General features: G+C 67.7%; 13 protein-coding genes. 8 read left to right on the top strand and 5 right to left on the bottom strand.

Annotation, left to right across the window (positions count from 1 at the left end; all coding sequences use genetic code 11):
* Window positions 1-14: 14 nt before the first annotated feature.
* Window positions 15-1,655 (bottom strand): acyl-CoA synthetase, encoded by a 1,641-nt coding sequence (locus tag WG903_RS07965; RefSeq protein ID WP_340074042.1) that lies wholly within the window; start codon window positions 1,653-1,655, stop codon window positions 15-17.
* Between the two features lie 48 nt (window positions 1,656-1,703).
* Between WG903_RS07965 and WG903_RS07960 the strand changes: the two genes are divergently transcribed.
* The 7 genes from WG903_RS07960 to WG903_RS07930 all read left to right on the top strand — a co-directional run bounded on the left by WG903_RS07960 (window position 1,704) and on the right by WG903_RS07930 (window position 11,681).
* Entirely contained in the window at window positions 1,704-2,606 is a 903-nt protein-coding gene (locus WG903_RS07960) for an alpha/beta fold hydrolase (protein ID WP_340074040.1), read from the top strand.
* A gap of 145 nt (window positions 2,607-2,751) precedes the next feature.
* Entirely contained in the window at window positions 2,752-3,648 is an 897-nt protein-coding gene (locus WG903_RS07955; RefSeq protein WP_340074038.1) for a DUF2927 domain-containing protein, read from the top strand.
* Window positions 3,649-3,900: 252 nt separating this feature from the next.
* Window positions 3,901-4,800 (top strand): peptide chain release factor 2, encoded by a 900-nt coding sequence (gene prfB / locus WG903_RS07950; protein WP_340074036.1) that lies wholly within the window; start codon window positions 3,901-3,903, stop codon window positions 4,798-4,800.
* A 24-nt stretch (window positions 4,801-4,824) separates the two neighbouring features.
* Window positions 4,825-7,482 carry an aminopeptidase N gene (gene pepN, locus WG903_RS07945; protein WP_340074034.1) on the top strand — a complete coding sequence of 886 codons (2,658 nt, stop codon included), beginning with the start codon at window positions 4,825-4,827 and terminating at the stop codon, window positions 7,480-7,482.
* Window positions 7,483-7,489: 7 nt separating this feature from the next.
* On the top strand, window positions 7,490-8,752 hold the full coding sequence (locus tag WG903_RS07940) for a 6-phosphofructokinase (RefSeq protein WP_340074032.1): 1,263 nt from the start codon (window positions 7,490-7,492) through the stop codon (window positions 8,750-8,752).
* On the top strand, window positions 8,752-10,671 hold the full coding sequence (locus tag WG903_RS07935; RefSeq protein ID WP_340074030.1) for a S9 family peptidase: 1,920 nt from the start codon (window positions 8,752-8,754) through the stop codon (window positions 10,669-10,671). The genes WG903_RS07940 and WG903_RS07935 overlap by 1 nt, the downstream gene beginning before the upstream one ends.
* A gap of 5 nt (window positions 10,672-10,676) precedes the next feature.
* Window positions 10,677-11,681, top strand: coding sequence for an alpha/beta hydrolase (locus WG903_RS07930; RefSeq protein WP_340074028.1), 1,005 nt, complete (start codon window positions 10,677-10,679; stop codon window positions 11,679-11,681).
* Here WG903_RS07930 and WG903_RS07925 read toward each other — a convergent pair.
* A complete protein-coding gene (locus WG903_RS07925) occupies window positions 11,678-13,411 on the bottom strand; it encodes an IlvD/Edd family dehydratase (RefSeq protein ID WP_340074026.1) in 1,734 nt (577 codons plus the stop codon). The two genes, WG903_RS07930 and WG903_RS07925, sit on opposite strands and share 4 nt — an antisense overlap.
* 47 nt (window positions 13,412-13,458) lie before the next feature.
* On the opposite strand from WG903_RS07925, the gene WG903_RS07920 reads away from it, so the two are divergent.
* Window positions 13,459-14,337 (top strand): dihydrodipicolinate synthase family protein, encoded by an 879-nt coding sequence (locus WG903_RS07920; RefSeq protein WP_340074024.1) that lies wholly within the window; start codon window positions 13,459-13,461, stop codon window positions 14,335-14,337.
* A 28-nt stretch (window positions 14,338-14,365) separates the two neighbouring features.
* Here the strand turns inward: WG903_RS07920 and WG903_RS07915 are convergent, their stop codons facing one another.
* Genes WG903_RS07915 through WG903_RS07905 form a run of 3 tightly spaced genes read right to left on the bottom strand, consistent with a single transcriptional unit; the run spans window position 14,366 to window position 20,590 of the window.
* Window positions 14,366-16,144, bottom strand: a complete 1,779-nt coding sequence (locus WG903_RS07915; RefSeq protein WP_340074022.1) for a DUF885 domain-containing protein — start codon at window positions 16,142-16,144, stop codon at window positions 14,366-14,368.
* On the bottom strand, window positions 16,141-18,900 hold the full coding sequence (locus tag WG903_RS07910) for a M16 family metallopeptidase (protein WP_340074020.1): 2,760 nt from the start codon (window positions 18,898-18,900) through the stop codon (window positions 16,141-16,143). Before WG903_RS07910 ends, WG903_RS07915 begins: the two co-directional genes overlap by 4 nt.
* A gap of 7 nt (window positions 18,901-18,907) precedes the next feature.
* Window positions 18,908-20,590 (bottom strand): ABC transporter ATP-binding protein, encoded by a 1,683-nt coding sequence (locus WG903_RS07905; protein ID WP_340074018.1) that lies wholly within the window; start codon window positions 20,588-20,590, stop codon window positions 18,908-18,910.
* Between the last annotated feature and the right edge of the window lie 4 nt (window positions 20,591-20,594).

Genomic DNA, 20,594 nt, shown 5'->3' with positions numbered 1-20,594 from the left:
CGGGTCCGGCGATTCTAGTAGCGCGCCTTCTCTTCTTCCCGCAGGCGCAGCACGCGGCGCTGCACCTTGCCGGTGGTGGTCATCGGCAAGGCGTCGATGAACTCGATCTCCTTGGGGTATTCGTAGGGCGCGAGCTTGCCCTTCACGTGCAATTGCAGGTCGGCGATCAGCTGGTCGTCAGGTTGAACGCCGGGCGCGAGCACGACGAAGGCCTTGACCAGCGCGCCGCGTTCCTTGTCCGGCTTGGGGACGACGGCGGCGTTCGCGACCGCGGGATGCTTCACGAGACAGTTCTCGATTTCGCTGGGCCCGATGCGGTAGCCCGCGGCCTTGAAGACGTCGTCGGCGCGGCCCTGGTACCAGAGGTAGCCGTCCTCGTCGCGCGTGGCGAGGTCACCGGTGCGGCACCAGTCGCCGGTGTACTTGCGGCGCGTGGCGTCGTCATTCTTCCAGTAGCCCAGGAAGAAGATCGGGTCGGGGTGGCCGTGCACGTCGTAGCGGTTCACCGCCACGTCGCCCGGCACGTCGGGCGGGCACTCGTTGCCCTCGTCGTCGATGACCGCCACGCGGTGGCCGGGGTACGGGCGCCCCATGCTGTTGGCGCGCGCGGGCCAGTAGCGGTTGCAGTTGCCGACGACGTAGTTGATCTCGGTCTGCCCGAACATCTCGTTCACGATGACGCCGAGGTGGTCGCGGCAGTACGCGAACACCGCGTCACCCACCGCCTCGCCCGCGCTCATCAGGCCCTGCAACTTCAGCTTGAACTGCTTCTTCGGCTCGGGGTAGGCCTTCATCATCGCCTTCAGGGCCGTCGGGAACAGGAAGCTGTGCGTCACGCCGTGCTCCTGCATCAGCGTGAAGGCCAGCTCCGGCGAGAAGCGGCCGTTGTACGCAACGATGGGGCGGCCGAAGTACAGCGACGGCAGCAGCGCGTCCATCAGCCCGCCGGTCCACGCCCAGTCGGCGGGCGACCAGAAGACGGCGTCGCTCTTGTCGTTCTTCCTGCCGTCGAAGCCGAACCAGTTCTGGCTGCAGACGAAACCCGGCAGGTTGCCGATCAGCGCGCGGTGCGGGATCAGCGCGCCCTTGGGCGGGCCCGTCGTGCCGCTGGTGTAGATCAGCACGGCGCCTTCGTCGGCCTTCGTCGCGACGGCCTCGAACTGCGGCGAAAGGTCGTCCGCGGCCGACACCTCGACCACCTCGCGCAGCGTGGGGCACGCTGAGCGCATGCCCTCCACGTTCGGCCGCGACACCTCGTCGCAAATCGCGACGACGGCCTCGCTGTTCTGCAGCCGGTACTCCAGCGCCTCCGGACCGAACAGCATCGACAGCGGCATCGCCACCGCGCCCAGTTGCAGCACGGCCATGTACGCCACGGCGGTCTCGAAACGCTGCGGCATGACGATGGCCACGCGGTCGCCGCGCTTCACGCCCAGCTTCCGCAGCAGGTTGCTCACGCGGTTGGCGCGCGCCTGCAGCTGCGCGAAGGTGAGCGTCGTGCCCAGGCCGTGCGCGCGGATCGCCACGCGCGAGGCCGCATCGGGCCGGCGCGCCCAGCGCGCGCAGCACACGTCGGCGATGTTGAAGCGCTCCGGCACGTCCCAGCGGAAGCCCGCGTGCATCGCGGCGTAGTCATCCCTGCGGCCGACGGGCATGGCGCTGTCTCCTTATGATGGGCTGCAATTTACGCCAAGACCGCCGCGATGTACCAACCCCAACGAAGCGCGGGCAACCTCTTTGTCCCGATCCGCAACCTGACCTACCACGTGCTGCAGTGGGGCGAGCCCGCGCCCGGCAAGACGCCGCTGGTGATGGTGCATGGCTGGATGGACGTGGCGGCCTCGTGGCAGTTCGTGGTCGACGCACTCGGCGGCGACCACTGGGTGATCGCGCCCGACTGGCGCGGCTACGGCCTGACCGAATCGCCACCCGCGGACAACTACTGGTTCCCCGACTACCTCGCGGACCTGGACTTCCTCATCGACCACTTCTCGCCCGACGCGCCCGTGAACCTGGTGGGCCACAGCATGGGCGGCAACATCGCGATGCTGTACTCGGGCGCCCGCCCGGCGCGCATCCGTCGCCTGGTGAACCTCGAGGGCTTCGGCCTGGCGCGCACGCAGCCCGCGATGGCGCCCAAGCGCTACGCCAAGTGGATGGACGAGTTGAAGGCCTTCCACCGCGGCGCGCTGGACCTGAAGACCTACGAGTCCGCCGCCGGCGTGGCCCGGCGCCTGATGAAGACCAACCGGCGCCTGTCCCAGGACAAGGCCGACTGGCTGGCCCAGCACTGGGCCCAGCCCGACGCGAACGGGCGGTGGCGCATCCTGGGCGACCCGGCGCACAAGATCACCAACGCCAGCCTGTACCGCGTGGACGAGGCGCTGGAGATTTACAAGTCGATTGCCGCGCCGGTGCTGGCCGTGGAGGCCAGCGACGACAGCCTCACCGGCTGGTGGGCCGGCAGCTTTACCTTGGCGGAATACCACGAACGTTTGAAGTCGGTACCCGACTGTCGTATCGCCCGGGTCGAGGACGCCGGCCACATGCTGCACCACGACCAGCCGGAGCAGGTGGCCAAGCTCATCGGCGATTTCATCGCCTAGGGAAGAGCCGGCGAGAAAAATTACCGCTGGGCTGCCCCAGCTCTGCGTCGGACACGGCTTACGCTTGCCGTAGGAGGCCTCCTACCGTACGCTGAGTCACCTGTTGTATTCGGGGTGACGAATGCGTCGAGGATGTTGGGGTCTGTTGCTGGGCTTGATGATGCCGATCGCCGCGCTGGCGAGCGAGTTCGACGCCGGCCTGCACACGCTGTGGGAAGTGCTGTGGCACCAGAGCGGCACGCCCACGCGGATCGTGCGGTGGGAGAACGACATGCGCGTTCGCTTCACGGGCACCAACCTGGCCGTGCACCGCGAGCACATGATGGAAGCGCTGCGCACCGTGGCCGGCGAGGCCAAGGTGAAGATCACCGACGTCACGGCCACCGTGGATGAGTCCACCGCCAACGTGACGGTCGAAATCCTGGCCGACAACGCGCTGGAAGACAACCAGCCCTGCGTCACCTTCCTGGACTTCAAGACCGAAACGCGGATCGACTCGGCCCAGGTGCAGATGCGCGACCGTGACGCGTGGCGCTGCGCGTACCACGAGTCCATGCACGTCATGGGCGTGCGCGGCCACCCGGCCGGCCAGACGGTGCTGAGCTATTTCCCCTGGAAGATCGACGGCCTGCTGCCGCTGGACCGCGTGATGCTGCGCGCCTGGTACAACCCCCGCATGCAAGGCGGCATGACGCCGTTCGAGGCCCTGCCGGTGCTGGCCGACGAGCTGGTCGCCACCATGCCGCCGTCGCAGAAGCAAGCCAGCATGCGCACGCGCGACGCCTTCTACACCGACACCATCCGCCAGATGCACTCGTACGCCAACGGCACCGGCGACGTGCCGCAGATCGTGAAGCGCTCGGGCAAGTCGACGTCGGAAGGCATCCGCTACGGCCGCGCGGAGATGAGCTACTTCCTGGGCATCGCCTACCTGGAAGGCGCCACCGTGCCGCGCGACGCCACCGAGGCGGTGCGCTGGCTGGAACGTGCTTCCGCGATGGGAAATCGCGGCGCGCAAGCCAAGCTCGGCGGCTTCCGTTAACGCCGCTTCGTCCGTGCCAAAATCCGGGCCTTTCCCGGATCAGAACCATGGACGCAGAACGCATCAACTCGATCGGCACGCAAGTGGCCGACCTCGCCTCCCGCACGCAAGCCCTCCGGGGGTATCTTTGACTTCGACGCCAAGTCGGAGCGCCTGAGGACGGTCAACGCGGCCCTGGAAGACCCGGCGGTCTGGAACGAGCCGAAGAAGGCCCAGGAACTCGGCAAGGAAAAAAAGCAGCTCGAAGGCATCGTGGTCACGCTCGGTGACCTGGCGCGCGAACTCGCGGACAACCTCGAGCTGTTCGAGATGAGCAAGGACGACGGCGACGAGGCCGGCCTCGCGACCATCGAGACCGACACGCAGCGCCTGGCGCGCCAGGTCGAGGCGCTGGAATTCCGGCGCATGTTCAACAACCCCGCCGACCCGCTCAACTGCTTCCTGGACATCCAGGCCGGCGCGGGCGGCACCGAGGCATGCGACTGGGCGTCGATGCTTTTGCGCCAGTACCTGAAGTACGCCGAGCGCAAGGGCTTCAAGGCCACGGTCGAGGACGAGACGCCCGGCGACGTCGCGGGCATCAAGAGCGCCACGATCAAGATCGAAGGCGACTACGCCTACGGGCTGCTGCGCACGGAGACCGGCGTGCACCGCCTGGTGCGCAAGTCGCCGTTCGATTCATCGGGCGGGCGGCACACCAGCTTCGCATCGGTGTTCGTCTACCCGGAGATCGACGACTCGATCGAGATCGACATCAACCCGGCCGACGTGCGCGTGGACACCTACCGCGCATCCGGCGCGGGCGGCCAGCACATCAACAAGACCGATTCGGCCGTGCGCCTGACGCACATGCCCACCGGCATCGTCGTGCAGTGCCAGGACAGCCGCAGCCAGCACAGCAACCGCGACGTGGCGTGGCGGCGCCTGCGCTCGCGCCTGTACGACTTCGAGATGCGCAAGCGCATGGAGGAGCAGCAGAAGCTGGAAGCCACCAAGACCGACGTGGGCTGGGGCCACCAGATCCGCAGCTACGTGCTGGACCAGAGCCGGATCAAGGACCTGCGCACGAACGTGGAAATCTCCAACACCCAGAAGGTGCTGGACGGCGACCTCGACGCATTCATCGAGGCCTCGCTCAAACAAGGCGTGTAAGCGCGCCAACACAAGGAGACGCAAATGCTGCGTGAAGGACAGAACACCGTGGTGCTGCGCGCGGACTACCAGCCGCCCGCGTACTGGATCGACTCGGTCGACCTCACCTTCGACCTGGACCCGCAGAAGACGCGGGTGCTGAACAAGATGAAGCTGCGCCGCAACGCGCAGGTTCCGGCGCAGCCGCTGCGCCTGGACGGCGAGGACCTGAACCTCGCCCGCGTGCTGGTCAACGGGCAAGGCACGTCGTTCAAGATGGAAAACGGCAAGCTGGTGCTGGAGAACCTGCCGGAGGGCGACGCGCCCTTCGACCTGGAGATCTTCACCACCTGCGCGCCGGCGAAGAACACCACGCTGTCGGGGCTGTACACCAGCAACGACTCGTTCTTCACGCAGTGCGAGGCCGAGGGCTTCCGCCGCATCACCTACTTCCTGGACCGCCCCGACGTGATGGCGACGTACACCGTCACGCTGCGCGCGGACAAGCAGAAGTACCCGGTGATGCTGTCCAACGGCAACCTGGTGGCCGAAGGCGATCTTGAGGACGGCCGCCACTTCGCCAAGTGGGAAGACCCGTTCAAGAAGCCGAGCTACCTGTTCGCCTTGGTGGCGGGGCAACTGGTGGCGCGCGAGCAGCGCATCACCTCGCGCGCCGGCAAGGAACACCTGCTGCAGGTGTACGTGCGCCCCGGCGACCTGGACAAGACCGAGCACGCGATGAACTCGCTGATCAAGTCGGTGGCCTGGGACGAGGCGCGCTTCGGCCTGTCGCTGGACCTGGACCGCTTCATGATCGTCGCCACCAGCGACTTCAACATGGGCGCCATGGAGAACAAGGGGTTGAACATCTTCAACACCAAGTACGTGCTGGCGTCGCAGGCCACCGCGACCGACATGGACTTCATGAACATCGAGTCGGTTGTCGGCCACGAGTACTTCCACAACTGGACGGGCAACCGCATCACCTGCCGCGACTGGTTCCAGCTCTCGCTGAAGGAAGGATTGACGGTCTTCCGCGACCAGGACTTCAGCATGGACCTGGCGGGCGAGGCCTCGGCGCGCGCCGTCAAGCGCATCGAGGACGTGCGCGTGCTGCGCACCGCGCAATTCCCCGAGGACGCGGGCCCGATGTCGCACCCGGTGCGGCCCGACCAGTACCTGGAGATCAACAACTTCTACACCGTGACGGTGTACGAAAAGGGCGCCGAGGTCGTGCGCATGCAGCAGACGCTCGTCGGGCGCGACGGCTTCCGCAAGGGCATGGACCTGTACTTCCAGCGCCATGACGGCCAGGCCGTCACGTGCGACGACTTCGCGCAGGCCATTGCCGATGCCAACCCGGGCTCGCAGCTCGCGCAGAACCTCGACCAGTTCAAACGCTGGTACTCGCAGTCCGGCACGCCGCGCGTGAAGGCCGTGGGCGAGTGGGACGCGGCGTCGGGCCTGTACAAGCTGACGCTGACGCAATCGTGTCCGGCCACGCCGGGCCAGCCGACGAAGCAGCCCTTCGTGATCCCGATCGCCTTCGGCCTGGTCACCAGGGACGGGAGCGAGCTCACCAGCGGCATGCACGTGCTGACGCAGGAAAGCGAAACGCTCACTTTCCCCGGCCTGCAGTCCGAGCCCGTGCCTTCGCTGCTGCGCGGCTTCTCCGCGCCCGTGATCCTGGAATGCAACTACACGGACGAACAGCTGCTCACGCTCCTCGCGCACGACAGCGACCCCTTCAACCGGTGGGAAGCCGGCCAGCGCCTGGGCCTGAACCGCGCCCTGGCCTTCCTGCGCGAGCCCGGCCTGACCAGGAACGACGTCCGGCTGGACAACGCCTTCCTCTCCGCGATGCAGGCCGTGCTGCGCCATCCGCAACTCGACGCGGCATTCAAGGACCTGGTGCTCACGCTCCCGTCGGAGACGTACATCGCCGAACAGCTCGACGTGGTCGACCCGCAGCAGATCCACGCCGTGCGCGAAGGCATGCGCGACCAGCTCGCCGTCGCACTGCGTGACGACTGGGAATGGGCCTACGAGCAGAACAAGGACACGGGCGCCTACGTGCCGGAGTCGAAGACCGCGGGCCAGCGTTCGCTTGCCGGCCTGGCGCTGATGAACCTGTGCATCGCCGCGCGCAAGCAGGGCGACGCGGTGTGGCCCGGCAAGGCGCTGCAGCGCTTCAAGGACGCGAGCAACATGACCGACCGCTTCAACGCCCTGTCGGCGCTGGTGGTGAGCGGCCACGAGCTGGCGCAGCAGGCGCTGGACCGCTTCCATGCCATCTTCAAGCACGAGGCCCTGGTCATCGACAAGTGGTTCGCGCTGCAGGCCGGCGCGCCCGACCGCAACGGCAACATCCTGCCCATCGTCAAGCAGCTGATGCAGCACCCGGACTTCAACGTGCGCAACCCGAACCGCGCGCGCAGCCTGCTGTTCTCGTACTGCGCCGCGAACCCCGGCGCCTTCCACCGCGCCGATGCGGCGGGCTACGTGTTCTGGAGCGACCGCGTGATCGAGATCGACGGCATGAACCCGCAGCTGGCCGCCCGCCTGGCGCGCGCGCTGGACCGCTGGAAGAAGCTGGCCGAGCCGCAGCGCAGCGCGGCGCGCGAAGCGATCGCGCGCGTGGCCGCGAAACCCGATTTGTCGAACGACGTGCGCGAAGTGGTTTCGCGCGCCCTGGAGGACTGAAGCACCCATGGCAACCCGGAAGAAGAACGCGTTCTATGCGCAGTCCGGCGGAGTCACCGCCGTCATCAACGCGTCCGCATGCGGCGTCATCCAGGCGGCGCGCGCCAACAAGGACAAGATCGGCAAGGTGTACGCGGGCCTCAACGGCATCATCGGGGCGCTGACCGAGGACCTGATCGACACCAGCAAGGAGTCGGCGGCGGCCATCGCGGCGCTGCGCTACACGCCCTCGGGCGCGTTCGGCTCGTGCCGCTACAAGCTCAAGTCGCTGGAGGCGAACAAGCGCGAGTACGAGCGCCTCATCGAGGTGTTCAAGGCGCACGACATCGGCTACTTCTTCTACAACGGCGGCGGCGACTCGGCCGACACCTGCTTCAAGGTGTCGCAGCTGTCGGAAGCCATGGGCTACCCGATCCAGGCCATCCACGTGCCCAAGACCGTGGACAACGACCTGCCGATCACCGACTGCTGCCCGGGCTTCGGCTCGGTGGCCAAGTACGTCGCGGTGTCGGCGCTGGAAGCGTCGTTCGACGTGCGCTCGATGGCCAAGACCTCGACCAAGGTGTTCGTGCTGGAAGTGATGGGCCGCCATGCGGGCTGGATCGCCGCGGCCGGCGGCTTGATCGAGGACCATGGCATCCCGGTCGTCGTGCTGTTCCCGGAAGTCGAGTTCGACGAGGCGAAGTTCCTCGCCCGCGTCGAATCGCTCGTGAAGAAGCACGGCTACGTGACCATCGTCGTTTCGGAAGGCTGCCACTACCCCGACGGCCGCTTCCTCGCCGAGCAGGGCACCAAGGACGCCTTCGGCCACGCGCAGCTGGGTGGCGCGGCGCCCGTCGTGGCCAACATGGTCAAGAAGGCGCACGGCTACAAGTTCCACTGGGCCGTGGCCGACTACCTGCAGCGCGCGGCGCGCCATATCGCGTCGAAGACGGACGTGAAGCAGGCGTATGAGCTGGGCGCGGCCGCCGTGAAGCTGGCGGTGAAGGGCCACAACGCCGTGATGCCCACCATCGACCGCGTCTCGGACAAGCCCTACAAGTACAAGATCGGCATGGCGCAGCTGTCCAAGGTGGCCAACGTCGAGAAGTTCATGCCGCGCGACTTCATCACCGCCGACGGCTTCGGCATCACCGAGAAGTGCAAGCGCTACCTGCTGCCGCTGATCCAGGGCGAGGACTACCCGAAGTACGCGGGGGGCGTGCCGGTGTACCAGACGCTGAAGAACGTGCCCGTGCCGAAGAAGCTCGCGGCCTTCGAGCTCAAGTGATGCGCGGCGCCCTCATCGCCCTTGCGCTCGCGGCCACGGGTGCCTGGGCGCAAGTGGCGCCCGGCGACAACCTCGTCGTCGAAGGCATCCCCACGATCCCCGCCGCCATCGCGGAGAAGGCCAGCCGCTACGGCGACGTGCGCTCGGCGTTCATCCAGAGCTGGCACCCGCAGCGCCGCGAGATGCTGATCCTCACGCGCTTCGCCGACACGGCGCAGGTGCACATCGTGCGCCGCCCGGAAGGCGACCGGACGCAGCTCACGTTCTTTCCGGACCGGGTGGCCGGCGCGACCTTCCAGCCGGTCGAGGGCCGCTACTTCGTCTTCAGCAAGGACGTCGGCGGCGGCGAGTGGTTCCAGCTCTATCGCTACGACGTGGAGGGCGGCGCGATCACGCTGCTGACCGACGGCAAGTCGCGCAACGGCTCGCCCGTGTTCACGCGCGACGGCGCGCGCATCGCGTACACGTCCACGCGCCGCACGGGCCGCGACAGCGACCTGTACGTGATGGACCCGCGCGACCCCAAGAGCGACCGCCTCGTGATGCAGGTCGCGGGCGGCGGCTGGGCGCCGCTGGACTGGTCGCCCGACGGCCGGCAGATCGCCGTGCTGGAATACCTCTCCATCAACGAGTCGCGGTTGTGGCTGGTGGATGCGGCCAGCGGCGAGAAGAAGCTGCTCACGCCCGCGGCCGCCGAGCCGGTGGCCTATGGCGGCGCGCGCTTCGCCAACGACGGCCGCAGCCTCTTCGTCACCACCGACAAGGACTTCGAGTTCCAGCGCCTGGCCGTGATGGACCTGGCCACGGGCAGCCTGCGCTACGCGACCAGCGACATCCGCTGGGACATCCGCGATTTCGCCCTGTCGCGCGACGGCTCGCAGGCCGCCTTCGTCGCCAACGAGGCCGGCGTCAGCCGCCTGTACCTGATGGACACGCGCACGCTGCGGCACCGGCCGGTGGCGGGGCTTCCCAACGGCGTGATCGACGGCCTGGAGTGGCACGAGAACAACCGCGACCTGGGCTTTTCCCAGTCGACCGCGCGGCTGCCGGGCGATGCGTTCTCGCTCGACACCCGCACGGGCACGCTCACGCGCTGGACGCACAGCGAGACCGGCGGCATGGACACGGCGTCGTTCCCCGAGGCCAGGCTCGTCGAATGGAAAAGCTTCGACGGCCGCGCGATGTCGGGCTTCCTCTACATGCCGCCCGCGCGCTTCGCCGGCAAGCGGCCGGTGATCGTGAACATCCATGGCGGCCCGGAGGCGCAGGCGCGCCCCTACTTCCTGGGCCGCCTGAACTACTACCTGAACGAGCTGGGCGTCGCCATCCTGTTCCCGAACGTGCGCGGCTCCAACGGCTACGGCAAGACCTTCCTGAAGCTGGACAACGGCTTCCTGCGCGAGGATTCGTACAAGGACATCGACACGTTGTTCGACTGGATCAAGGCGCAGCCCAACCTGGACGGCAACAAGATCCTCGTCACGGGCGGCAGCTACGGCGGCCACATGACGCTGGCCGTCGCGACGAACTACAGCGACAAGATCTGCTGCTCGATCGACGTGGTCGGCATGTCGAGCCTGGTCACCTTCCTGGAGAACACCGAGAGCTACCGGCGCGACCTGCGGCGCGTGGAATACGGCGACGAGCGCGACCCCAAGATGCGCGAGTTCCTGCAGCGCATTGCGCCGCTGAACAACGCGCAGAAGATCCGCAAGCCGCTCTTCGTGGTGCAGGGCAAGAACGACCCGCGCGTGCCGGCGAGCGAGGCGCTGCAGATCGTGCAGACGCTGCGCAAGAGCGACACCCCGGTGTGGTTCCTGATGGCCAACGACGAAGGCCACGGCTTCGCCAAGCGGCGCAACCGGGACTTCCAGTTCTACGCCGAAATCCTCTTCATGGAGCAGTACCTGCTCAGGTGACACGCATGCGAAAGAACCCCGACACGCCGGCCGGGACGGTCCACCGCCTGGCGATCGACAGCACGGCAATCAAGGACAACCTGCTGGGCGATCCGACCCACCGCACCGTCGACGTCTACGTGCCGCACGGCCACGACGGCCGCGGCCTGCCGCTGCTGGTGGACGTGGTGGGCTTCACGGGCGGCGGGCCCGTGCACACCAACTGGAAGAATTTCGGCGAGAACCTGCCCGAGCGGCTGGACCGCCTCATCGCCGAGGGGCACATGCCGCCCGTCGCGGTCGCCTTCCCGGACTGCTTCACGAAACTGGGCGGCAACCAGTACGTGAACTCGCCCGCCATGGGGCGGTGGGACGACTTCATCCGAACGGAGGCGGTGCCGCTGGTCGAAGCGAAGTTCGGCTGCGGCGGCGCCGGCCGCCGCGGCATCTTCGGCAAATCCAGCGGCGGCTATGGCGCCATGGTCCATGCGCTGCTGCACCCCGACTACTGGAGCGCGGCCGCCGTGCACTCGGGCGACATGGGCTTCGACCTGATGTACCGCCACGAATTCGTCCCCGTGCTGCGCGCGCTGGCCAAGCAGCCCGACATCGGCAAGTGGATCGACGATTTCTGGGCGGCGAAGAAGACCAAGGACAGCGACGTCCACATCCTCATGATGTTCGCGCAAGCCGCGAGCTTCGACCCGGACCCTTCCGCCCGCTACGGCGTGCGGCTGCCGGTGACGCTGGACACCTGCGAACTCATCCCGGAGCGCTGGGCCAACTGGATGGCGTGGGACCCGCTGACGCTGGTGGAGCGGCACGGCGCGGGCCTGAAGGCGCTCAAGGCGCTGTACATCGACTGCGGCGACGTCGACCAGTACAACCTGGTCTATGGCGCGCGGCGCATGCACAAGCGCCTGCAGGCGCTGGGCGTGCCGCACGTGTACGAGGAGTTCGAGGACAACCACTCCTCGGTCGACTACCGGATGGACGTCAGCCTGCCGATCCTGGCGAAGGCGCTGGCCTAGGGCACCCGCGGCGTCTTGCCGCGCATCTTCGGCGCGCGCAGGAAGTCGAAGTCCACGCCCTGGTCGGCCTGCGTCACGCACTGCAGGAACAGCTTGCGGTAGCCGCGGTCGGCCACCGGTTCCTTCACGGGGTTTTCGCGCGCGCGCCGCGCCAGTTCGTCGTCGGGAACCAGCAGGCTGATCTCGCGGTTCTTCACGCTCAGGCGGATGCGGTCGCCGCTTCGCACGTGCGCCAGCGGCCCGCCGATCGCCGACTCGGGCGTCACGTGCAGCACGATGGTGCCGAAGGCGGTGCCGCTCATGCGGCCGTCGGAGATGCGCACGATGTCCTTCACGCCCGCGCGCGCGAGCTTCAGCGGAATGGGCATGTAGCCCGCCTCGGGCATGCCCGGCGCGCCCTTCGGCCCGATGTTCTTCAGCACCAGGATGTCGTCGGCGGTGACGTCCAGGCCGTCGCTGTCGATGCGCGCGGCCATGTCCTCGAGGTTCTCGAAGACCACGGCGCGGCCCTCGTGTTCCATCAGCTTCGGGTGGGCCGCGGACTGCTTGATGATCGCGCCGCCCGGCGCGAGGTTGCCCTTGAGCACGGCGATGCCGCCTTGCGGGTAGATCGGGTTGGCCATCGTGCGCACGACGTCCTGCTTGAAGGCGGGCGGGGCCGCTTCGAGCTCGTCGCCCAGCGTGCGTCCCGTCACCGTCAGGCAATCGAGGTGCAGGAGCGGCTTGAGCTCGCGCAGCAGCGTCGCCATGCCGCCCGCCGCATGGAAGTGCTCCATGTAGTGCTGGCCCGAGGGCTTGAGGTCCACGAGCACCGGCGTTTCTCGGCCCATGCGGTCCAGCGCCTGCAGGTCGACCTCGAAGCCCAAACGCCCGGCGATGGCCGTGAGGTGCACGATGGCATTCGTCGAGCCGCCGATGGCGAGCAGCACGCGCATCGCGTTCTCGAAGGCCTTGTCGGTGAGGATCTTGTCGACGGTCAGGCCGGTCTTCGCCATCTGAACGGCCACGGTGCCGGTTTCTTCGGCCACACGCATGCGCGCCGCCGTCACGGCGGGCGGCGAGGCGCCGCCCGGCACGGTCATGCCCAATGCCTCGGCGATGCACGCCATGGTGCTGGCCGTGCCCATCACCGAACACGTGCCGACGCTGGGCACGAGCTGGTCGTTCACGGCGGCGACTTCCTGTTCCTCGATCTCCTGCGCGCGGAACTTGCCCCAGTAGCGGCGGCAGTCGGTGCAGGCGCCCACGGTTTCGCCGCGGTGCGAGCCCGTGAGCATCGAACCCGTGATGAGCTGGATGGCGGGAATGTTCGCCGACGCCGCGCCCATCAGCTGCGCGGGCACGGTCTTGTCGCAGCCGCCGATCAGCACCACGGCGTCCATCGGCTGGGCGCGGATCATCTCCTCCGTCTCCATCGCCATCAGGTTGCGCAGGTACATGCTGGTGGGCTGCGCGAAGCTCTCGTGAATGGAGATGGTCGGGAACTTCACGGGCAGGCCGCCGGCGAGCATCACGCCGCGCTGCACGGCCTCGATGAGCTGCGGCGCGTTGCCGTGGCAGGGGTTGAAGTCGCTGCCGGTGTCGGCGATGCCGATGACGGGGCGGTCCAGCGCGGCGTCGCTGTAGCCCGCGCCCTTGATGAACGCCTTGCGCAGGAACAGGCTGAAGCCGGTGTCGCCGTAGCTCGTCAGTCCCTTGCGCATGCCGGCGGGATCTTTGGGTTGTGCCATGGGGGTCTCCGCGTGCATGATGCCTCGATTCCTCCGGGATCGACAACATGAAGCCAAGAGAACTACGTGGCGTGATCGCGGCGGTTCCCACGCCGGTGTCGGCCGACTACGCGCCCGATGCGCAGCGCCTGGCGAAGCATTGCCGCGAACTGCTCGCGGGCGGCTGCGACGGCATCAACCTGCTGGGGACGACGGGGGAGGCCAACTCACTGCCCGTGGCGCAGCGCCTGCAGCTCATGCGCGACATCGCGTCATCGGGCCTGCCGCTGGCGAAATTCATGGTGGGCACGGGCGTGTGTTCGCTGGCCGAGAGCGTGCAGCTCACGCAGGCCGCGGCGGACCTGGGCTTCGCCGGCGCGCTGGTGCTGCCGCCCTTCTTCTATCCCGACCCGTCGCCTGCGGCGCTCACAGCCTATGTCGACGAGCTGCTCAAGCGCGTGCAGCGGCCTCAGCTCGCGATCTACCTGTACCACATCCCGCAGAACACGGGCGTCGCATGGCCGCTGGAAACGATCGTCGAGCTGAAGAAGCGCCATGCGCAGCTCGTGGGGCTGAAGGACAGCTCGGGCGACCTGTCGTATTCGCGCGCGGTGGTGAAGGCGGTGCCGGGCTTCGACGTGTTTCCCAGTTCGGAGGCGTCGTTGATCCATGCGAAGGACGACGGCTTCGCGGGCTGCATCTCCGCGACCACCAACCTCACGGCGGCCGATTCGCAGGCGGCGTGGCAGGGCGCGGCGGATGCAAAAGTGCGCAGCGAACGCGCCACCGCGCATCGCACGTTGCTCGCGAAAGTCAATCTCGTCGCGAGCGTCAAAGCCGCGCTGGCGCAGCGCTATGGCGATGCCGAGTGGATGCGCACCGTGCCGCCCATCGCGCCGCGCAGCGCGGACGATGCGCGCTCACTGCACGCCGCGCTGCAGTCCTGAAATGGGAATCTGACCCCCATTGGCTGGGTCAGCGGCGAGCAGCCTCTTTCGCCACCCACTCGTCCACCAGCTTCTCCATCACGTCCAGCGGCACAGGGCCGCTATCGAGCACGACGTTGTGGAAGCGGCGCACCTCGAACTTGTCGCCAAGCCGGGCCTTTGCGCTCTGCCGCAGCTCGCCGATCTTGAGCGCACCGATCATGTAGCCCAGCGCCTGCCCGGGGTCGGACGTGTAGCGGTCGACTTCGGACGAGACGAAATTGCGGTCCACGCCCGTGCGCTCCACCATGAAGTCGATCGCCTGCTGGCGCGACCAGCCCATCGAGTGGATGCCGGTGTCGACGACGAGGCGCGCCGCGCGGAACGCCTGCCACTGCAGGTGGCCGAACAGCGAGTAAGGGTCGTTGTCGAAGATGCCCATCTCCCGCGCGAGCCTTTCCCCGTAAACGGCCCAGCCTTCGCCGTAGGCGACGAACCAGCTCATGCGGCGGAATTTCGGCAGCGTACCCATCTCCTGCGACCGCGCCGTCTGCAGGTGATGCCCCGGCACGGCTTCATGGGCGGTCAAGGTGGCCATGGCCCACTTCGGCTTGGCGTTCAGGCCCATGACGTTGGCGTTGAAGTAGCCGGGGCGCGAGCCGTCCATCGCGGGCTGGTCGTAGTACTCCGCCGCATCGGGGCCCTTGTACGTGGGCATGGCGCGCACGCCGTACGGCGCACGCGGCAGCTCGGCGAAGTAGCGCGGCAGCTCGGCGTCGATGCGCTTGCCGATGGCGCGGTAGCCCTCGAGCATCTCGTTGCCGTCGTTGTCCTTGTAGAAGAACCGGGGGTCGGTGTTCAGGTACTGGACGAACTGCGGGAAGCTGCCCTCGAACTTCACCTGCTGCATCACGCCTTCCATGTCCTTGCGGATGGCGGCCAGCTCGCGCATGCCGATGGCATGGACCTGCTCGGCCTTCAGGTTTGTGGTGGTGCGCGAGCGCACGAGGTAGTCGTACACCTTCGCGCCGTCGGGGTAGTTGCGCAGCGCGCCGTTCTCCGGGGCCCTGGGCACCAGCTCGGTCACGATGAACGCGCGCAGCTTGCGCAGCGGCGGCACGACGTCCCGCGGGATGGCCTCGCGGGCCGCGGCCTGGAGCCTGTCCCGCTCGGCGGCAGTCACGTCGGCGCCCAGCTTCTTGAAGGGCGCGAACCACGGGCTGTCGTCCGCCTTCATCGCCAGCTGGTCGTCCAGCTGCGCAAGGGCGCGTTCGAGCACGCCCTTGGCGGGCACCCAGCCCACCGCGGCGCCTTCGCGCATCTGCACGATCTGCTCGTCCACGTATTTGGGGTAGGCGGCGAACCGCTTGAGGAACTGCTGCGCCTGCGCGGCCTTTTCCATCGGGACCTGGCGGGCCAGGTCGGCAGCCTGGGTCTGCGCGCCGTCCAGCGCGCCGATCAACATGGAGCGATAGCCCTTGAACGCATGCTCCTCCACGGCCTCGCCCTGCTGGTGCACGAAGATGTCCAGCGAGACCTTGTCCGTCGGCGAGAGCTTGTCCCGCCGGATCGCCCGGGCCTGCCGCAGCCAGTCCCGTTCCTTCGCGTCGTAGGCGGCACGCGCGGCGGGCGAGCGGTCGGAGAGCCTGTCGTTGTAGCGGTAGTCGCCGCGGAAGGTGCTCAGCTCGGGGAACTCGCGGGCCTGCGTCTCCCACTGGGAATCGAACAGCGCGTGGAGCTTTTTCGTTTCCGCTGCATCCGCCGCCGCCAGCGCGTGCGCGCATGCCAACGCGAGCGCAACCGCCGCCAGCTTCTTCATCGTCTTCATTTCAGGATCTTTCCGTCGGCATCGATGCGGTGGACCTCGCCGACATTCAGCGCGCGGATGCCCGCCTCCACCTTGGCCATGTCGCCCACCACCACCCACACCTGCTGGTTGGGCAACAGGAACTTCCTGGCCAGCGCATTCGCCTGGTCCGGCGTGAAGGCCAGCACCGTGGGCGTGATGCGCGTGTAGTAGTCCTCGGGCAGGCGGTACTGCAGCACGTTGGCATACGCCTTCGACAGCTCCACCGTCGTTTCGAAGCGGCCGGGCAGCGCCAGCGTTTCGCGGTCCTGGGCCACCTTCAGTTCCGCCGCGGTGATCGGGCGCGCACCGGCAACGCCGGCGTACTCGTTCACGACTTCCCTGAATGCTTCGGAGGTCTTGTCGCTCTGCACGGCCGAGACGGAGACCAGCGGGCGCTGGCCGAGTGCCGCGCGCAACTGGCTGTACACGCCGTACGACCAGTGCTTGTCCTCGCGCAGGTTCATGTTCATGCGCGAGCTGAACGTGCCGCCCAGCACGTTGTTCACCAGCTGCATCTGCACGAGCTCGGTGGCATCGGCCGGCTGCGCGACCTGGCCGCCGACGATCACGCTCTGCTGCGAACCGGGGCGGTCCAGCAGGTACACCGCCACCTTCTCGGGCGGCTTGACCGCCGCGAGGTTCTTCTTCGGCACCTCGGCCGCGTTCCAGCCCGCGAACGCCTTCTCGAGCATCGGCTTGACCTGCGCCGCCGTGGTGTCGCCCACGACCAGCAGCGTCGCGTTGTTCGGCCGGAACCACGTGCGGTGGTACTTCACCAGGTCGTCGCGCGTCATGCGCGAGACGGCGGCTTCGGTGCCCGTGCCCGTCAAGGGCCGCGAATAGGCATGGCCGCTGCCGTACAGCAGCGAAGGCATGACGCGCAGCGCGGACGCCTCGGGGCTGGCCTTCTCGCGTGCGATGCCGGCCAGCTGCTCCTTGCGCAGCCGGTCCACCTCGCCCGGCGGGAAGGCGGGGTGCAGGATCACGTCGGCGTAGATGTCCAGCGCCGGGCCCAGCGTGGTCTTCAGCGCGTTCATCGCGACGAACGATCCGTCGAGGTTGGCGCTGGTTTCCAGCGTCGCGCCCAGGCGCTCCAGTTCCTCGCTGATCTTCGTCGCGCTGCGCGTGGGTGTGCCCTCTTCCATCGCGTGCAGGACGAGGTTCGTCAGGCCCGGCAGGTCCTGCGGGTCGGCCGCGTAGCCGCTGTCGACCAGCAGCGACAGGTTCACCACCGGCGCCGTGTGGCGCTCGGCCACCAGCACCTTCAGGCCGTTGGACAGCGTGAGCTTCTGCAGCTCGGGCATCTTCAGCACCTGCGCCTTGCCGAGTTCGGGGCCCGCCTTGCGGTCGAGTGCTGCGGAAGCCGCGGCCACCTGCGGATACGGCTGCACTTCCAGCACGTAGTCGCCGTCCGAGAGCCATTCCTTCATCGCCCTGTGGATGACGGCGGGCGTGGCGGTCTTCACGACGCGCACGTAGTCCTTCCAGCACTCCGGGTTGCCGTGGAAGGTCTGGCACTGCGCCAGCAAGTCGCTCTTGCCGCCAAAGCCGCCGATGCGCTCGGCGCGGCGTGCGTAGTCGGCCAGGATGGTGGTGCGGGCCAGGTCCACTTCGGCCTGCGTCGGGCCGCTCTTCAGCAGCGCTTGCAACTCTTCGTCCGCCGCCGCTTCCATCTTGCGCACGTCGGCGCCGGGGCGCGCGGTCAGCTGCATGTTGAACTGCCCGCCGATCTCGGACGAATTGTTGAACGCCACCGCGTCCACCGCCAGCTGGTCCTGCCGCACCAGGCGCTTGTACAGGCGCGACGTCTTGCCGCCGCCGAGGATCTGCGCGGCCACGTCGAACAGCGCGTCTTCCTTCGTGGGGATGCCCGGCACGTTCCAGATCCGGTAGATGCGCGCCTGCGGCACGCGGTCCTGCACCAGGCCGCGGTGCGTGCCCGTCATCTTCGCGGGCCATGCGGCCTGCTTGGCGATCGGCGGGCCGGGCGGGATGTCGCCGTAGTACTTCTCGACCTTCTGCCGCGCCTGTTCGGGCGTGATGTCGCCGGCCAGCACCAGGATCGTGTTGTTCGGGCCGTAGTAGGTCTTGAACCACTCCTGCACGTCCTTCATCGACGCGGCGTCCAGGTCGGCCATCGAGCCGATGATGGTCCACGAATACGGGTGCTCGGGCGGGTAGGTGTTGGGCGGCACGAGGTCGCGCACGATGCCGTAGGGCTGGTTCTCGCCGCTGCGCTTCTCGTTCTGCACCACGCCGCGCTGCAGGTCCAGCTTCTTCTGGTCCAGCACGCCGAGCAGGTGCCCCATGCGGTCGCTCTCGGCGAACAGCACGTAGTCGAGCATCGACGTCGGCACGTTCTGGAAGTAGTTCGTGCGGTCCTTGCTGGTGGTGCCGTTCAGGTCGGTCGCGCCTATGCCCAGCAGCGCGGAGATGTAGGTCTGGTTGAAGTTCTCGCTGCCGCTGAACATCAGGTGCTCGAACAGGTGCGCGAAGCCGGTCTTGCCGGGCTTCTCGTTCTTCGACCCCACGTGGTACCACGTGTTGATCGCCACGACGGGCAGCTTGTGGTCCTCGTGCACGATCACCGTCAGGCCGTTCTTCAGCACGAACTTCGTGTACGGGATGTCCGGGATGGGCACGTCGGTGGCAGCGGGCGCCTTCTGCGCGAGCGCCAACGGGGCGGCGAACGCCAATGCCGCAAGCGCGGCCCTTGCCGTGGAAAGTCTCATCATGATCCCCTCAAGCGGTGACTTGCGCGGAATAGCCGCGCGGGATGGCGGCGAGCAGCTGCTGCGTGTACGGGTGCTGCGGGCGGGCGTAGATGTCCTCGGCGCTGCCGCGCTCGACGATCTCGCCCTTGTTCATCACCAGGATGTCGTCGGCCATGTACTTCACCACGGCCAGGTCGTGGCTGATGAAGACGTACGTCAGGCCGAACTCCTCCTGCAGGTCCAGCAGCAGGTTCAGCACCGTGGCCTGCACGGACACGTCGAGGGCGCTCACGCTCTCGTCGCAGATGATGATCTCCGGCCGCATCGTCAGGCAGCGCGCGATCGCGATGCGCTGGCGCTGGCCGCCCGAGAACTCGTGCGGGTACTTGCCGAAGGCGGTGGCCGGCAGGCCCACGCGCTCCAGCCAGCCCAGGGCCAGCTTGGCGCGGTCGTTGTCGCTTTCGCCGATGCCGTGGATGCGCATCGGCTCCATCAGGATCTGGCCGACGGTGAAGCGCGGGTTCAGGCTGGCGTACGGGTTCTGGAAGATGATCTGGATGCGCGATCGGAAGGGACGCAGGTCCTTGCCGTCGAGCTTGGCGAGGTCCTGGCCTTCGAAGAGGATGCGGCCGTTGGTGGCCTCGGTGAGGCGCGTGAGCATCATGCCCACCGTCGTCTTGCCCGAGCCCGACTCGCCCACCACGCCGAGCGTGCGGCCCTTGTGCAGCACGAAGTCGGCGCCCTGCACGGCCGTCAGCGCCTTGCGCTGGAACAGGCCCGTCTTGAGCTTGTAAATCTTCTGCAGCTGCTGCACCTCGATCAGCGGTGCGCCTTCGATGGGGCGGGACTGGCGCTGCTCGGTGACGATCGGTCGGTTGTTCACGATGTCGTCGATGACCGGCAGGCGCTTGGGGCGCGTGTCCAGGCGCGGGCGGCACGCCAGCAGCGCACGCGTGTACGCATCCTTCGGCGCATTGAAGATCTGGCCCACGGGCCCGGCTTCGCGCACCGTGCCGTGGCGCATCACGATGACTTCCTTCGCGATCTCGCCCACCAGCGCCAGGTCGTGCGAGATGAACAGCACGCTCATCTTGTGCCGCTCCTGCAGCTTGGCCATCAGGTTGATGATCTGGCGCTGCACCGTCACGTCCAGGGCCGTGGTCGGCTCGTCGGCGATCAGCAGCTTGGGCTCGCACGCGATCGCCATGGCGATCATCACGCGCTGCTGCTGGCCGCCCGAGAGCTCGTGGGGGTACGCGCCCAGCCGTGCTTTCGGCTCGGGAATGCCCACTTCGTTCAGCAGCTCCAGCGTCTTTTCCTGCACGCCTTTCGAGTCGAGCGGCGTGTGCAGGCGCAGCACCTCAGCGATCTGCTCGCCCACCGTCAGCACCGGGTTGAGCGACGACATCGGCTCCTGGAAGACGACCGACATCTCCTTGCCGCGGATGCGCCGCATGTCTTCCTGGGGCAGCTTCAGCAGGTCGCGCCGGCCTTCGAAGATCACCTGGCTTTCCGGCGCGACGATCGCGTTGTCCGGCAGCAGCCGCATGATGCTCATGGCACTGACGCTCTTGCCGCTGCCCGATTCGCCGACCAGCGCCACGGTGGTGTTGGCGGGCACGTCGAAACTGACGCCGCGCACGGCTTCCTGCACGTCTTCGCCGAGGCGGAAGGCGACCTTCAGGTCGCGCACTTCGATCAACTTGTCCATCTCG

This window comes from Ramlibacter sp. PS4R-6 (assembly GCF_037572775.1).
GTDB lineage: Bacteria > Pseudomonadota > Gammaproteobacteria > Burkholderiales > Burkholderiaceae_C > Ramlibacter.
The sequence above is the reverse complement of the archived record's forward strand: the minus strand, read 5'-3'. Positions and strand labels throughout refer to the sequence as shown.